General features: G+C 66.1%; 11 protein-coding genes. 5 read left to right on the top strand and 6 right to left on the bottom strand.

What is annotated here, in order from left to right:
• The first annotated feature begins 11 nt into the window (after positions 1–11).
• Positions 12–449: a DUF2155 domain-containing protein gene (locus tag RBB34_RS03945; RefSeq protein ID WP_306117888.1), complete on the top strand. Its 438-nt coding sequence runs from the start codon at positions 12–14 to the stop codon at positions 447–449.
• Between the two features lie 69 nt (positions 450–518).
• Here the strand turns inward: RBB34_RS03945 and aat are convergent, their stop codons facing one another.
• The 5 genes from aat to RBB34_RS03920 all read right to left on the bottom strand — a co-directional run bounded on the left by aat (position 519) and on the right by RBB34_RS03920 (position 6491).
• Complete coding sequence (gene aat / locus RBB34_RS03940) at positions 519–1139, bottom strand: leucyl/phenylalanyl-tRNA--protein transferase (protein ID WP_306117887.1); 621 nt, start codon at positions 1137–1139, stop codon at positions 519–521.
• Between the two features lie 23 nt (positions 1140–1162).
• Positions 1163–2515: an acetyl-CoA carboxylase biotin carboxylase subunit gene (gene accC, locus RBB34_RS03935; protein WP_306117886.1), complete on the bottom strand. Its 1353-nt coding sequence runs from the start codon at positions 2513–2515 to the stop codon at positions 1163–1165.
• 22 nt (positions 2516–2537) lie between these two features.
• Positions 2538–3029: an acetyl-CoA carboxylase biotin carboxyl carrier protein gene (accB, locus tag RBB34_RS03930; protein WP_306117885.1), complete on the bottom strand. Its 492-nt coding sequence runs from the start codon at positions 3027–3029 to the stop codon at positions 2538–2540.
• Between the two features lie 64 nt (positions 3030–3093).
• Positions 3094–3537, bottom strand: a complete 444-nt coding sequence (gene aroQ / locus RBB34_RS03925; protein WP_306117884.1) for a type II 3-dehydroquinate dehydratase — start codon at positions 3535–3537, stop codon at positions 3094–3096.
• A 236-nt stretch (positions 3538–3773) separates the two neighbouring features.
• A complete protein-coding gene (locus tag RBB34_RS03920) occupies positions 3774–6491 on the bottom strand; it encodes a ribonuclease E/G (RefSeq protein ID WP_306117883.1) in 2718 nt (905 codons plus the stop codon).
• A gap of 585 nt (positions 6492–7076) precedes the next feature.
• On the opposite strand from RBB34_RS03920, the gene RBB34_RS03915 reads away from it, so the two are divergent.
• From RBB34_RS03915 to prfB, 3 genes are all read left to right on the top strand, one after another.
• The gene (locus RBB34_RS03915) at positions 7077–8348 is read left to right on the top strand and encodes an N-acetylmuramoyl-L-alanine amidase (RefSeq protein WP_306117882.1); all 1272 of its coding nucleotides are present in this window, start codon (positions 7077–7079) and stop codon (positions 8346–8348) included.
• A gap of 226 nt (positions 8349–8574) precedes the next feature.
• Positions 8575–11049: a penicillin-binding protein 1A gene (locus RBB34_RS03910; RefSeq protein ID WP_306117881.1), complete on the top strand. Its 2475-nt coding sequence runs from the start codon at positions 8575–8577 to the stop codon at positions 11047–11049.
• Positions 11050–11147: 98 nt separating this feature from the next.
• Positions 11148–12276 (top strand): peptide chain release factor 2 gene (gene prfB / locus RBB34_RS03905; protein WP_306117880.1). Its coding sequence is split into 2 segments (ribosomal slippage): positions 11148–11216 and positions 11218–12276, totalling 1128 coding nucleotides; the frame shifts between segments, so codons are not numbered across the junction.
• Positions 12277–12399: 123 nt separating this feature from the next.
• Here the strand turns inward: prfB and RBB34_RS03900 are convergent.
• On the bottom strand, positions 12400–12780 hold the full coding sequence (locus tag RBB34_RS03900; RefSeq protein WP_306117879.1) for a hypothetical protein: 381 nt from the start codon (positions 12778–12780) through the stop codon (positions 12400–12402).
• A 159-nt stretch (positions 12781–12939) separates the two neighbouring features.
• Here RBB34_RS03900 and ppsA point away from each other — a divergent pair, with 159 nt between their 5' ends.
• Positions 12940–15321, top strand: coding sequence for a phosphoenolpyruvate synthase (gene ppsA, locus RBB34_RS03895; protein WP_306117878.1), 2382 nt, complete (start codon positions 12940–12942; stop codon positions 15319–15321).
• Positions 15322–15550: the final 229 nt, after the last annotated feature.

Here is a 15550-nt window from a genome sequence, read left to right as displayed (position 1 = left end):
CGAACCGAAAAATGACCTATCGTGCCGCCATGAAACCGATTCGCGCCCTGACGATCCTGCTCGCCGGCATCGCCGTCGCCGTCATGCCGCACGGCGCGGCGGCCATCGATCAGGCCGACAAGATCGCCAACCCCGTCGCCGAGTTCTCCGGAATCGACAAGATCACCGGCCGGATCATCACGTTCGACGTCTATATCGACGAGACGGTGCAGTTCGGCGCGCTGCAGATCACGCCGCGCGTGTGCTACTCGCGCGTGCAGGACCTGCCGCCGGGCTCGTCGACCTTCGTCGAGGTCGACGAGATCACGCTCGACCGCAAGATCCGCCGGATCTTCGCGGGCTGGATGTTTGCCGACAGTCCCGGCCTGAATGCGATCGAGCACGCGGTATATGACGTCTGGCTGAAGGGCTGCAAGGCCGACTCCGAAGTTCCCCCGCCGCAGACCTGAGCGGCCTTCGATTGCCGCCTGCGTCCTCGTGCCCGGTCGCGCCGAGGACGACGAGACGACCCGGCCGCCTCAGTCGAAGACGGCCGAGCCGATCAGCGCCTCGGCGAGCATGTGCTCGTAGTCGGCACGCGGCACCTCCACCGCGCCGAAGCGTTTGAGATGTTCGGTCGTGAACTGGGTGTCGAGCAGCACGAAGCCGCGTTCGCGCAGCCGCTCGACCAGATGCACCAGGCACACCTTGGAGGCGTCGCGCCTGCGCGAGAACATGCTCTCGCCGAAAAAGGCGCGGCCGAGCGTGACCCCGTACAGCCCGCCCACGAGCTGATCGTCGTCCCAGGCCTCGACCGAGTGCGCATGGCCGATCGCGTGCAGCTTCGCGTACAGTTCGAGGATGGTGCGGTTGATCCACGTCTTGCCGCGACCGGGCGCGGGTTCCGCGCAGGCCCGCATCACCGACCCGAAGGCGGCATTGACCGTAACCTCGTAGCGGCCCTGCCGGACCGTCTTGGCAAGGCTCCTGGGAACATGAAACGCATCGAGGGGGATGATGCCGCGCATCTCCGGCTCGACCCAGTAGAGCGTCGGGTCGCTGGCATCCTCGGCCATCGGGAACAGTCCCACCGAATAGGCCTTGAGCAGGACCTGCGGCGTGATCCGGCTTTCGCTGTTCTTGCCGTCATGCTCGGCCATCGATCGCAACCGCTATCGCATCGTCACCGGCTCGCCCCGGAGTCGGCCAGGTAGCTCTCCAGCCAATGGATGTCGTAGTCGCCATTGGCGATGTCGGGATTTTCGACCAGATCCTGAAACAGTGGCAACGTCGAGGCGATGCCGTCGATGACGAACTCGCCGAGCGCGCGCCGCAGCCGCATCATGCATTCGACCCGATTGCGCCCGTGCACGATCAGCTTGCCGATCAGGCTGTCATAATAGGGCGGGATCGTGTAGCCGGCATATACGCCCGAATCGACGCGCACGCCCAGCCCGCCCGGCGTGTGGTAATGGGTGATCGTGCCCGGCGAGGGCATGAATGTGCGCGGATCCTCGGCATTGATCCGGCACTCGATGGCATGGCCGTTGAAGAAGATCTGGTCCTGCCGCACCGAAAGCCCGGCGCCCGAGGCGACCCGCATCTGCTCGTGCACGAGATCGATGCCGGTCACGGCCTCGGTCACCGGATGCTCGACCTGAAGCCGCGTGTTCATCTCGATGAAGTAGAACGCGCCGTCCTGGTAAAGGAACTCGATCGTGCCGGCGCCGCGATAACCCATCTCGGCCACCGCATTGGCGCAGACCATGCCGATCTCCTCGCGCTTTTCGGCGTTCAACGCCGGCGAGGTCGCTTCCTCCCACACCTTCTGGTGTCGTCGCTGCAGCGAGCAGTCGCGCTCGCCCAGATGCACCGCCTTGCCTGCGCCGTCGCCGACGATCTGCACCTCGATGTGGCGCGGCTTGTCCAGATATTTCTCGACATAGACCGCATCGCTGCCGAAGGCCGCGCCCGCCTCCGAGCGTGCCGTGTCGAGCGCCAGCGCCAGATCGGCCTCGCTGCGCGCCACCTTCATGCCGCGCCCGCCGCCGCCGGCCGCTGCCTTGATGATCACCGGATAGCCGATCTGGGCGGCGATGCGCCTGGCCTCGGCCGGGTCGCTGACACCGCCGTCGGAACCGGGCACGACGGGAATGCCGAACCGGGCGGCCGTGCGCTTGGCCTCGATCTTGTCGCCCATCATCGAGATGTGCTGCGCGGTCGGGCCGATGAAGGTGATGTTGTGTGCTTCCAGGATCTCGGCGAACTTGGCGTTCTCGGACAGAAAGCCGTAACCGGGGTGGACCGCGTCGGCGCCGGTGATCTCGCAGGCCGCAACGATCTGGTGAATGTTCAGATAGCTGTCGCGCGAGGGCGGCGGACCGATGCACACGCTCTCGTCGGCCAGCCGCACATGCATCGCCATCTCGTCGGCGGTCGAATGGACCGCAACGGTGGGGATGCCCAGCTCCTTGCAGGCGCGCAGGATGCGCAGGGCGATCTCGCCGCGATTGGCTATCAGGACCTTGTTGAACATCGAATACGAACCGTCCCTGCCGCTATTCGATCACGAGCAGCGGCTGGCCGAATTCGACCGGCTCGCCGTCTTCGATCAGGATCGCGGTCACCGTGCCGGCGCGCGGCGCCGGGATCTGGTTCATCACCTTCATCGCCTCGATGATCAGCAGCGTTTCCCCCTCGGCGACGCTCGCGCCCACGGCGATGAACGGCTCGGCGCCCGGCGCCGGCGCCAGATAGGCGGTGCCGACCATGGGGGCGGGCAGCGCATTCTCGGTGCTCGGCGCCTGCGGCGCGGCGCCTGCGGCCGGCTCGGCCGATTCGGCTGCGGGCTGCGGTGCGGCGGCCGCGGGCGGGGCGGCCGGCGGTGCCGACGGCGCCATGTGGCTGACGAACTGGGCCGGCGCCTCGCGACTGACGCGGATGCGCATCTCGCCCTGCTCGACCTCGATCTCGGTCAGGTCGGTCTCGTTGAGAATGCGCGCCAGATCGCTGACCAGATCCTTGTCGAACGCCGATTTCTTGTCCGCCATTGTGTCCTCTTGATGCCCGGTGACCGGCGCCCGAGATCTGCGCCGTCGCCCTTGATGTGACCGCTTACGCCGCAGCGGGCTCGGCCGCAAGTGCCCGCAGCGCCAGCAGATATCCGTCCGTGCCAAGCCCGCATATCATGCCGCGCGCCACCGGCGTGATCATCGAGCCGTGCCGGAATGGCTCGCGCGCATGGATGTTGGAGATGTGCACTTCGATCACCTGGGCGCCCGAGCCGGAAATGGCATCGCGCAGGGCGATCGAGGTGTGCGAATAGGCGCCCGGATTGAAGACGATCGCCTTGCCCGCAAGCCCGGCCTCCTGCACCATGGTGACCAGATCGCCCTCGCTGTTGGACTGGTAGTGCGCGACTTCCAGCCCCAGTTCGGCGCCGAGCCGCTCGCATTCCATGTTGATCTCGTCGAGCGTCCGGCTTCCATAGATGCCCGGCTCGCGCCGGCCCAGAAGGTTCAGGTTCGGTCCGTGCAGGATCAGGACATGTCTACCCATGGCTGTGGCGCCTTCATGCGTGTTCGCTGCGCCTGCCTAATGCGCAATCGCGACCCGGGCAAGCGTGGGCGGCTGGCGACACCGACATTTGGCGACCGATCCGACGCGATTGCGCCGCTTTTTCGCAGCCCAGCGCTCCGTCGCAAGACCGACCGGCCTTTCGGCAAGATGCAACCCCGCCGCCAGGTAAGCTCCGGGCCTGGACGCGGTCTCCCGATCGGCGTCGCGCGGTCGGCTCAGAAGAAGCTCTTTCCGCGGGCCCACCACCCCACGCGCTTGGGCTTGCGCTCGGTATCGACGGCACTGTCGGAAACGATGACCGGCTCGACCTCCAGATCGACCGTTTCGGGTGTGGCGCGCACGCGCTCCTCGCCGTCTTCGGTCTTGTCCTCGCCGCCGCCTTCATCGGCCGTCGCGCCCGAGGCGCCGGCGCTTGCGCCATCGCCCGGTTCGCCGCGGGCCGCCGTCTGGGTCGCTTCGGGCTCCGGCGCGGCGGCCCGCGCGGTCGGTTCGGCCGGTTCGGCCGGTTCGGCGATGTCGGCCTTGCGCCCATCGCCCTTGCGCCCATCGCCATTGGCGCGATGGGCCTGGCCGTCCGCAGCCATTGGCGCTTCGTCCTTCGCCGCGTCCTTGCGTGCCGTGTCGGGCCGGGCCTGGTCCGCCCTGGTCTCGTCCGCCTCGCTCCGGGCGGCTTCGGCGGCGATCATGTCCGCGAGGGGGCCGACCGGTTCGGCCGCCGGAATGTGGGGCGTGCGCCGGTTGCGTCCGCCGCGACGGCCGCGCGAACGCCGCTTGCGGCGTCGTCCGCCGGCGCCATCGTCGTCCTCGTCCGATGCCTGTCCCTCGGCGATCGTCTCGGCTTCATCGTCGCGGTCGCGACCGCTGCGGCGCCGCCGACGTCGGCGCCGGCGCGATGGCTGCTCGTCGTCATCCTTGCCGTCGGGCTCGACCGGACCGGCTTGCTCGGCGCTCTCGACCGCCGCCTCCGCCGCCGCCGGTTCCTCGACGTCCGCGTCCTCCTCGTCCCAGTCGCCAATGGCGATGGCGCTGCTGTCCTTCTTGGGCAGGTTCGAGATCTCGCCGCGATCGATCGCCAGCATGTCCGCGCCGATCTCGTTGTCGATGGCGACGGTGATCGTCACGCCGAAGCGCTGTTCCATCTCGGCCAGCGTGTCGCGCTTGTTGTTGAGGATGTAAAGCGCGTTGTCGGCCGGCGTGCGCACGGTGACGTGATGCTTGGCGTTCTTCAGAAGGTGCTCTTCAAGCGAGCGGATGATGTGCAGCGCCACCGATTGCGGCGAGCGCACATAGCCTGTCCCGCCGCAGGCATTGCACACCTGCATGGTGCTTTCGAGCACCGAGGCGCGCATGCGCTGCCGGCTCATCTCCAGAAGCCCGAAATGGGAGATCCGGCCGACCTGGATGCGCGCGCGGTCGCGCTTGAGGCACTCCTTGAGCTTCTTTTCGACCGCGCGGTTGTTGCGGTTTTCCTCCATGTCGATGAAGTCGATCACGATCAGCCCGGCCAGATCGCGCAGGCGCAACTGGCGGGCGACCTCCTCGGCCGCTTCCAGATTGGTGGCAAGCGCCGTCTTTTCGATGGAGTGCTCGCGTGTCGACTTGCCCGAATTGACGTCGATGGCGACCAGCGCCTCGGTCTGGTTGATGATGATGTAGCCGCCGGACTTGAGCGTCACCTGCGGCTGGATCAGCTTGTCGAGCTGCGCCTCGATGCCGGTGCGCGCGAGGATCGGCGCGGTGTCCTTCCACGGCTTGACGACCCGGGCCTGGCTGGGCATCAGCATCTTCATGAAGTCCTTGGCTTCACGATAGCCGCCTTCGCCGGCAACGGTGATCTCGTCGATGTCCTTGTTGTACAGATCGCGGATCGAGCGCTTGATCAGGCTGCCTTCCTCGTAGACCAGCGCCGGCGCGGTCGACGACAGGGTCAGGTCGCGCACATTGTCCCAAAGCCGCATCAGATATTCGTAGTCGCGCTCGATCTCGCTCTGGGTGCGGTTGGCGCCCGCCGTGCGCAGGATCACGCCCATGCCCTTGGGCACGTCGAGCTTCTTGACGATGTCCTTGAGCCGCTTGCGGTCCGAGGCCGCGGTGATCTTGCGCGAGATGCCGCCGCCGCGCGCCGTGTTCGGCATCAGCACCGAATAGCGCCCGGCCAGCGAAAGGTAGGTGGTCAGCGCCGCGCCCTTGTTGCCGCGCTCTTCCTTGACGACCTGCACCAGGATCACCTGCCGGCGCTTGATGACTTCCTGGATCTTGTACTGGCGGCGCGAGGGCCGGCGCCGCGGGCGCGCATCCTCCAGCGCATCGTCCTCGCCGACATCGTCGAAGCTGTCGTCGTCGTCGACGTCGTCATCGTCGCCATCGCCCGGATCGCCGGAAACCGTCTGTCCCGGGCCGGCATCGGTCGCCATGACCGAGGCATGGCTGGCCGCGCCTGGCTCGCTGTCGTCATCGGCCCATGCGGCCAGCAGGTCGTCCATCGCCACCGGCTCGGCGTCGGGCAGGGCGCTGGCGGCCTTTCCATTGGCCTTCGACCGGTCCCGTCCCCGGCCGCGCCGGCGCCGCCCGCGCCCCGAACGCTGCTCCTCGCCATCTGAAGCCTGGCGCTGGTCGTCATCGTCCTCGCTGGCTTCCTGTTCGGCAAGGGCGGCTTCCTCTTCGAGCAGCGCCTGCCGATCGGCCAGCGGGATCTGGTAGTAGTCCGGGTGGATTTCGGAGAAGGCGAGGAACCCGTGGCGGTTTCCGCCATAATCGACGAAGGCCGCCTGCAGCGACGGTTCGACCCGCGTTACCTTGGCAAGATAGATATTGCCTCGGATCTGCTTCTTGTGCTGGGATTCAAAGTCGAACTCTTCGAGGCGGTTACCCTTTACGACAACGACGCGTGTTTCCTCCGGGTGGGAGGAATCGATAATCATCTTGTTTGACATGTGTTCTGCTTCCGCCGGGCCTGGCGGCGCGTGCCTTCATACGAGGATGGGCAACGCTTCGTCGCCCCGCGCCGGCACGTACGACGAGCCTGGATGCCCCTATTGGCCGTCGCCTGCCCGGTTGTTTGTTGTGCCGCCGGGCCGACAGTTCCTCAACGCGCCGAGCCGGGACATCATGCCTCGAGGCCGGGCTGCGGTCGGAATATGTCATGTCATTCATAAACATGGCCGAACGGCGATTCAGTTGTGTGGGCCGGCAGTTGGGGCCGGCCACGGCTTGTGCCCGCAATGCGGGGGTGGGAAACTGCGATGCGGTTTCCGGTCATGACCTTGGCGCCACGCGCGGCGGCGCTCAGGTAATCCTGCGGCGGTTCGCCCGCAATTCCGGCGTCGAACCGCTTGTTACAAACTAGGTATTTGGCAGCGCGCACGCAAGCTGTTTTATTGCGGCACGGGGCAGCCGCCGGTCGCGGACGCCACAGGCGCCGGTGGCGTCGGGCGCCCGGGCTTGGTAAAGACGCGATTAACCATGGCTGTCCTATGATCGCCTTCGGGCGAAGCGAACAAGGGGCGGGGAAGCCGATCATGACCGTTGCCGGCGGCATCACAGGCACCATCGGGCGCGCGGGGGCACCGGCCTGGCCCATTGCCATGGTCTTTGTGGCACTGCTGCTGGCCATCGCGCCGGCACGCACCGCCTTCGATGCGCCCGTCGCGGTCGAGATCGGCGTCTCCTACGATCGCAACGGGGCCGGGGCGCGCCTGGAGATCGGCTTTGACCGCCAGGTCTCGGTCAGCCATCAACTGCTCGACCATCCGTTCCGGCTGGTGCTCGACTTCGAGCGCATCGGCTATGGCTTCGAACTCGACGAGGACGATCTGGGAACCCTGTTCGAGACGGTGCGCTACGGCGACATGGGCAATGCGTCCTCGCGCATGATTTTCGAGCTCGCCGAGCCGCTGCGGGTCGACGGCATCGAATCGGGGCCCTCGGACGGGCTCTACCGGCTTGCCATCGATCTGTCGACGACCGATGCGCAGAGCTTTCGCCGCGCAATGATCGACACCATGCAGACCAGCTCGATCGTGGTGCGCTCGGGCAAGTCCGATCGGCTGGGCGCCAAGCCGCTGTCGCGCCTTGCCAACCAGGGCGATTTCGTCGTCGTGCTCGATCCCGGCCATGGCGGCATCGATTCGGGCGCCATCGGCGTCGGCGGCACCCGCGAGAAGGACGTGGTGCTCCAATTCGCCCACCAGATGCGCGCCGAACTCGAGAAGATCGACGGCATAGACGTCGTCATGACGCGCACGGACGATGTCTTCATCGCGCTCAACGACCGGGTCCGCTTCGCGCGCCAGCGCAATGCCTCGCTGTTCGTCTCCCTGCATGCCGATTCGGTGCGCCAGTCCTATGTGCGCGGCGCCACGGTCTACACGATTTCCAACCGCGCTTCGGACGACGTGGCCGCCGAGATCGCGCGCTCGGAGAACCTGTCCGATTCGATTGCCGGGATTACCTATGAGGACGAGCTCAGTCCGGTCACCGACATTCTCGTCGATCTGGCCCGCCAGGAGACGCTCGGCTTTTCGGTTCAGTTCGCCCGCATTCTCGTCTCGCACATCTCCAAGTCCTGGCGCATGATCAACAATCCGCACCGTTTCGCCGGCTTCCGCGTTCTGAAGGCGCCCGACGTGCCTTCCGTGCTCGTCGAACTGGGCTATCTTTCCAACAAGGAAGACGAGGTGCTGCTCAATGACGAGAAGTGGCGCGCCGGCATGGCCGCCGAACTGGCCGCTGCGGTGACCGAATATGCCGAACTGGCCGGCCGCCGAATCGCCGCGCGGCAGGGCGAGTGAACGGCGCCGACCGTACCCGGTTGTGCGGGCACGGCGACTGCCGCAGGTTACGTTGCGGCGCCGTGTAACCGTAACGGACGCGAATTTTTGTGGCCGCGGCGCAACGCCGGCCGATCTTTGGTGTATACGGCTCCGGTCGCCATGTTGCTGTCGCATTGTGGCCGCACCGCAGGGGAAGTTGCGCGGCAATGATGCGCGCGGCTAGGTGATTGAACGGGTTGGATGAATGCTGCGCCTTTTGGGTTATCTTTTTGGTCTGGGTGTCGTCGGCTTTCTGATCGTCGCCGCGGGAATTGCGATCTATGTCGGCGACCTCACCGACGATCTGCCCGACTACGAGGTGCTTGCCCGCTACGAGCCGCCGGTGACCACCCGGTTCTATTCGGTCGACGGCCGCCTGATGGGCGAGTTCGCGCGCGAGCGCCGGCTGTTCCTGCCGATCCAGGCCGTGCCCGATCGCGTCAAGGCGGCTTTCCTGTCCGCCGAGGACAAGAATTTCTACAGCCATACCGGCGTCGACTTCCTTGCGCTCGCCCGGGCCATGGTCACCAATGCGCAGATCGTCATCGAGGGCCAGGACCGGCGCCTGCTCGGCGGCTCGACGATCACCCAGCAGGTCGCCAAGAACTTCCTTCTGTCGTCCGACCGCACCATCGACCGCAAGGTCAAGGAGGCGATCCTCGCCTTCCGCATCGAGCAGGCCTACACCAAGGACCGCATTCTCGAACTCTACCTCAACGAGATCTTCTTCGGCGCCGGCTCCTACGGCATTGCCGGGGCCGCGCTGACCTATTTCGGCAAGGCGGTCAACGAACTCGACCTGCACGAGGCTGCCTATCTCGCCGCGCTTCCCAAGGCGCCGGCGAACTATCATCCCTTCGACGACACCGAGGCCGCGCTCGACCGGCGCAACTGGATTCTCGACCGCATGGTCGACAATGGCTACATCACCGTCGAGGACGCCGAACAGGCCAAGCAGCGCGAACTGGGCGTCAATTTCCGCCGCTCGGGCGACTTCGTGTTCGCGTCGGAATACTTCACCGAGGAGGTCCGCAAGCAGATCATCGAGCGCTATGGTGACGACGCGCTCTATGAGGGCGGGCTGTCGGTGCGCACCACGCTCGACCCGAAGATCCAGAACCAGGCGCGGATCGCCCTGCAGCGCGGCCTGCTCGAATTCGACCGCAACTGGGGCTGGCGCGGCGCCATCGGCCAGATCGACATTTCCGGCGACTGGGGGCCGGCGCTGGCCGAGTTCGACCGGCTGCCGGACGTACCCGAGTGGGATGTCGCCGTCGTGCTCGGCACCGGCGACGACGGCGTGCGCATCGGCCTTCGGCCCGAGCGCAAGCTCGACGGCGGCGTGACCGACGAGCGCGACGAGGCATCCATCGCCCGCGACGACATGCAGTGGGCGTTCAAACTGCGCGAGGATGGCGGCACGCGTTCGGCCGGCTCGATCGACGAGGTGGTCGCGCCGGGCGATGTCGTCTACGTCCAGCCCAAGGCCGAGGACTCGGCCGACTATCTGCTGCGCCAGGTTCCGGCCGTTTCCGGCGCGCTCGTCTCCATGGATCCCAACACCGGTCGCGTTCTGGCCATGGCCGGCGGGTTTTCCTTCCACGAAAGCCAGTTCAACCGCGCCACGCAGGCCTATCGCCAGCCCGGCTCGTCCTTCAAGCCCTTCGTCTATGCGGCCGCGCTCGACAATGGCTACACGCCCGCCTCGGTCATCATGGACGCGCCGATCAAGCTCGTCTCGGGCGGCGAGGTCTGGGAGCCGCAGAACTTCACCGGCGAGGCGGCCGGTCCGTCGACGCTTCGTCTTGGCATCGAGAAGTCGCGCAACCTGATGACGGTGCGCCTGGCCCAGGACATGGGCATGAACCTGGTCGCCGAATATGCCGAGCAGTTCGGCCTTTACGACGATCTGTCGCCGGTGCTGGCGATGGCGCTGGGTTCGGGCGAGACCACCGTTCTGCGCATGGTCTCGGCCTATTCGGTGATCGCCAATGGCGGCCGGCAGATCGAGCCTGCGCTGATCGACCGCATTCAGGACCGCTACGGCCGCACCGTCTTCAAGCAGGACAGCCGCCAGTGCGAGGGCTGCAATGCCGGCCAGTGGCTCGGCCAGGACGAACCCGAACTGACCGACACCCGCGAGATCGTGCTCGATCCGATGACCGCCTATCAGATGACCTCCATGATGGAAGGCGTGGTGCAGCGGGGCACGGCGACGATCCTGCGCGATCTGGGTCGGCCGATCGCCGGCAAGACGGGTACCACCAACGACTACAAGGATGCCTGGTTCGTCGGCTATACGCCGTCCATCGTGACCGGCGTCTATATCGGCTTTGACCAGCCCACCGAGATGGGGCGCGGCTCGACCGGCGGTGGCCTGGCCGCGCCGGTCTTCAAGGACTTCATGGCCGATGTGCTGGCCGACGAGCCGCTGACCGATTTCCACCTGCCGGCGGGCATGAACCTCATCGAGATCGACCGCAAGACCGGCATGCGCGCCAACGGCCAGGGCGGCGACATCATCATCGAGGCGTTCAAGCCCGGCACTGGCCCCGCCGACAGCTATTTCGTCATCGGCGCCGAGCAGGTGGCGATCCAGGTGCAGCGCACCGAGCGGCAGCGTCAGATCTCGCCCGACGCGCAGCAGGCCGTCCAGGAGGGCGCCGGCGGACTGTTCTGACATCGGCTGCCCTTTACAGCCAAGGCGCGCCGACTTAAGTGACGGGGGAGGGCGCGCCCGCCGCGCCGCAACTGCAACTCATCGGATCGCTTTCACCCATGCGCGCGGAAATCGCCACGCTGACCGACAGCATCAGGCAGGACATAGCCCTGCTGAGGAGGCATCTTTGACTGGGATGCCTCCGTCAAACGCCTCGACTATCTGAACGCGCGCGCAGAAGATCCCGACATCTGGAACGACGCCGCCGAGGCGCAAAAGCTCATGCAGGAGCGCCAGCGTCTGGAAGACATGATCGGCGCGATCAGGGGGTTCGACCAGGCGCTCGAGGACAATGTCGCGCTGATCGAACTGGGCGAGGAGGAGGACGACGCCGAGACCGTCGCCGAGGCCGAACAGGCCATCCGGGCGCTCAAGGGCCAGATCGAAAAGCGCCAGATCGAGGCGCTGCTCTCTGGCGAGATGGACGCCAACGACACCTTCGTCGAGATCCATTCGGGGGCAGGGGGCACCGAGAGCCAGGATTGGGCCAACATGCTGCTGCGCATGTACACCCGCTGGGCCGAGCGCCATGGCTTCAAGGTCGAACTGCAGGAATTTTCGGCCGGCGACGAGGCCGGCATCAAGTCCGCCACGCTGCTCGTCAAGGGCCACAACGCCCATGGCTGGCTGAAGACCGAGACCGGCGTGCACCGCCTGGTGCGCATCAGCCCCTATGACTCCAATGCCCGCCGGCATACCTCCTTTTCCTCGGTCGGCGTCTATCCGGTGATCGACGACAATGTCGAGATCGAGATCGCCGACAAGGATATCCGCATCGACACCTACCGTTCCTCGGGCGCCGGCGGCCAGCACGTCAACACCACCGATTCGGCGGTGCGCATCACCCACCTGCCGACCGGCATCGTCGTCACATCGTCGGAAAAATCCCAGCACCAGAACCGCGCCAATGCCATGAAGGCGCTGCGCGCCCGGCTCTACGATCTGGAAATGAAGCGGCGCGAGGAAGCCGCGCAATCCCAGTTCGACGCCAAGTCGGACATTGGCTGGGGCCACCAGATCCGGTCCTACGTCCTGCAGCCCTACCAACTGGTCAAGGATCTGCGCACGGGCGTGGAATCGACCGCACCGGGCGACGTCCTCGACGGGGCGCTCGACCCGTTCATGGAAGCCGCGCTGGCGCACCGGGTCACCGGCGGCGAGGATGCCGATATCGACGACGTCGCGTAGGTTTGCCGAACCCCCTGTCCGTCCTCGTCGCCTCCGCCGCTCCCTTCTCTTCGTCATCCCCGGTTGCGCCGCGGCCGGGCGTGACCGGACGCAAGGGCCGAAAACGACCATCGGCCTGCGCGCTCAGCCATAGCCGGCCGCATGCATGATCTTGATATGCGCCACCGCCGCCAGAAGCGCCAGGCGCATCGAGTTGGCGTTGCCGATGCCGACGATCTGGTCGTCGTCCGGCCCGCGCGATTCCCTGAGCGTACAGCGCCATTTGGTGTTGTCGCGCGGGCTTGCGTGACCGTCAAACGACAGCGCCCAGCCCGGATAGGCATGGCCGACGACGCGAATGGCGCTTTCCGCCGATCCCAGCAGCCCGGTCTTGGTCGCCTCCGGCGCGATCGGTTCCCGGAAGCCGTCCGACAGCATCGCTGCCGCATCGCCTGCCAGCGCGTCATCGAGCGTTGCCGCGCTCTCCAGCCGTTCTCTCAATGCCGTCAGCGCGTTGCTGTCCATCACGATATCCTCGATATGCTGTGGCGGCGCCCGCCGCGCCCGATCCCTTGTGCCCATACCATAGCGGCCACCACCGCGCAGCCATTGACAAGGGTCAATGACCCGGGCGCCACCAGCGCCAATTGTGCCGCCGACCGAACTCGAAACGGGAGGCCGTCCGTGCTCCAATCAAACCGCAATGTCATCTTCTTTGAGCAATTGTCGCGCGGCGACGTGGCAAAGGTGGGCGGCAAGAACTCCTCTCTGGGCGAGATGGTGCAGCAACTCGGCGGCAAGGGCGTCGCCGTCCCCGGCGGGTTCGCCACCACCTCGGACGCCTTTCGCGCCTATCTGAAGGCGAACGACCTCGACGCGTTCATCCGCGACCGCGTCGAACGGTTCGACGATGGCCGGCTGACGCTGAAGCAGGCCGGCGAGGCGATTCGCGATGCGATCTTCAATGGCCAGTGGCCCGACGACATTCGCAGCGACATCCTTGCCGCCTATCGGGAACTGGGCGAGCGCGAAGGCATCGAGAACATGTCGGTGGCCGTGCGTTCGTCGGCCACCGCCGAGGACCTGCCCGAGGCCAGCTTCGCCGGCCAGCAGGAGACCTATCTCAATGTCAGCGGCGAGGTGGCCCTGCTCGAGGCCTGCCGGCGCTGTTACGCCTCGCTGTTCACCGACCGGGCGATCACCTATCGCCGCCATCACGGCTTCGATCACACCGAGGTTGCCCTGTCGATCGGCGTTCAGCAGATGGTGCGCGCCGACATTGGCGGCTCGGGCGTGATGTTCTCGATCGACACCGAATCGGGCTTCGACAAGGCGGTGCTGATCAACGCGGCCTGGGGGCTCGGCGAAAACGTCGTGCAAGGCGCGGTCAATCCGGACGAATACGAGGTCTACAAGCCCTTCCTGTCCAATCCCAGGCTCAAGCCGGTGATCGAAAAGGCGCGCGGTTCCAAGGACATCAAGATGATCTACGGCCGCGGCGACGGACCGGTCACGCGCAACGTTCCGACCTCGAAGGCCGAGCGCGCCGCCTTCGTGCTCAGCGATGACGAGATCATCGAACTGGCCCGCATGGCGGTGACGATCGAGGACCATTACGGCCAGCCAATGGACATGGAATGGGCCAAGGATGGCGAGACCGGCAAGCTCTATATCGTTCAGGCGCGGCCCGAGACGGTGCAGTCGCGCGCCAACCAGGGCACGATCAAGTCCTACACCATCGACAACAAGGGCCGGCGCCTGTTGACCGGGCTTTCGGTCGGCGGTGCCGTCGTCGGCGGGACCGTCTGTTTGATCGAGGATGTCAGGGACATCGACAAGTTCATCGATGGCGGCATTCTCGTCACATCGACCACCGACCCCGACTGGGTGCCGATCATGAAGCGCGCCTCGGCCATCGTCACCGATCATGGCGGCCGTACCTCGCACGCCGCCATCGTCAGCCGCGAACTGGGCCTTCCGGCCATCGTCGGCACGGGCAATGCCACCCACGTGCTGCACGACCACCAGGAGGTGACCGTCTCGTGTGCCGAAGGCGAGGAGGGCTATGTCTACGAGGGCATTGCCGATTATTCCGCCGAGGAGATTTCTCTCGACGAGGTGCCGGAGACCAGGACCAAGATCATGCTGAACCTGGCCAGCCCTTCGGCCGCCTTTCGCTGGTGGCGGCTGCCGGCCGAGGGCGTGGGCCTGGCCCGCATGGAGTTCGTCGTCAACAACGTCATCAAGGTTCACCCGATGGCGCTGGTCAATTTCGACACGCTGGGCGATGACGACGTCAAGCAGGAGATCGCCGAGATCACCCGCGGCTACGACAACAAGGAGGACTACTTCGTCGACGAACTGGCACGCGGTCTGTCGCGCATCGCAGCGGTTGCCTATCCGAACCGCGTGATCGTGCGCATGTCCGACTTCAAGACGAACGAATATGCCGAGCTGCTGGGCGGACACGATTTCGAGCCCCGGGAGGAAAACCCGATGATCGGCTGGCGCGGCGCCTCGCGCTACTACTCGGACGGCTACCGGCCCGGCTTCGAGCTCGAATGCAAGGCGATCCTCAAGCTGCGCGAGGAGATGGGCTTCGACAACGTCGTCGTCATGATCCCGTTCTGCCGCACGCTGACCGAGGCCGACAGGGTGCTCGAGGTGATGGCGGGCGCCGGGCTCGAGCGCGGCCGGAACGGGCTCGAGATCTACGTCATGTGCGAGATCCCCTCCAATGTGATCCTCGCCGAGCAGTTCGCCGAGCGCTTTGACGGCTTTTCCATCGGCTCGAACGACCTGACCCAGCTCACCCTGGGCGTCGACCGCGATTCGGGCGAACTGGCCGATGTGTTCGACGAGCGTGATCCGGCGGTGCTGTGGATGATCCGGTCGGTCGTCGAGCGCGCGCACAAGGCGGGGGCCAAGGTCGGCTTCTGCGGTCAGGCGCCATCCAACTCGCCCGATTACGCAAGGCTGCTGGTCGAGGCCGGCATCGACACGATCTCGGTGACGCCCGACAGCTTCCTGGACGTCAAGGGCCATGTGAAGGACGCCGAGGGGTAGGGGGTCGCGGGCCCGGCGCACGCCGGCCCTTCATGTCGTGACCGCGCCCACCCTTCGTCTCGCCGCATGCGAGGGCGTGATGACGCGTGGGCCGTCGCGCCGCTTGTCAAAATCTTCACAATCCGACAGCCTGCGCCCCATCTGCCAGCCATTTTTACACGATTTTGACAACGCGGATGCAGCATTCGCGTGCCGTTTCCGCCAATGGGCGTTACGTATGAGCCGATCC

Origin of the sequence: Roseitalea sp. MMSF_3546 (assembly GCF_030732865.1) — a bacterium.
Taxonomy (GTDB): Bacteria; Pseudomonadota; Alphaproteobacteria; order Rhizobiales; family Rhizobiaceae; genus Roseitalea.
This window is presented reverse-complemented; position numbering and strand designations above follow the sequence as displayed.

Bases quoted from the DNA above. Each gene is read 5' to 3' on its own strand.
- RBB34_RS03945 (WP_306117888.1), top strand. From the start codon at position 12: ATGACCTATCGTGCCGCCATGAAACCGATTCGCGCCCTGACGATCCTG.
- aat (WP_306117887.1), bottom strand. From the start codon at position 1,139: ATGGCCGAGCATGACGGCAAGAACAGCGAAAGCCGGATCACGCCGCAG.
- accC (WP_306117886.1), bottom strand. From the start codon at position 2,515: ATGTTCAACAAGGTCCTGATAGCCAATCGCGGCGAGATCGCCCTGCGC.
- accB (WP_306117885.1), bottom strand. From the start codon at position 3,029: ATGGCGGACAAGAAATCGGCGTTCGACAAGGATCTGGTCAGCGATCTG.
- aroQ (WP_306117884.1), bottom strand. From the start codon at position 3,537: ATGGGTAGACATGTCCTGATCCTGCACGGACCGAACCTGAACCTTCTG.
- RBB34_RS03920 (WP_306117883.1), bottom strand. From the start codon at position 6,491: ATGTCAAACAAGATGATTATCGATTCCTCCCACCCGGAGGAAACACGC.
- RBB34_RS03915 (WP_306117882.1), top strand. From the start codon at position 7,077: ATGACCGTTGCCGGCGGCATCACAGGCACCATCGGGCGCGCGGGGGCA.
- RBB34_RS03910 (WP_306117881.1), top strand. From the start codon at position 8,575: ATGCTGCGCCTTTTGGGTTATCTTTTTGGTCTGGGTGTCGTCGGCTTT.
- RBB34_RS03900 (WP_306117879.1), bottom strand. From the start codon at position 12,780: ATGGACAGCAACGCGCTGACGGCATTGAGAGAACGGCTGGAGAGCGCG.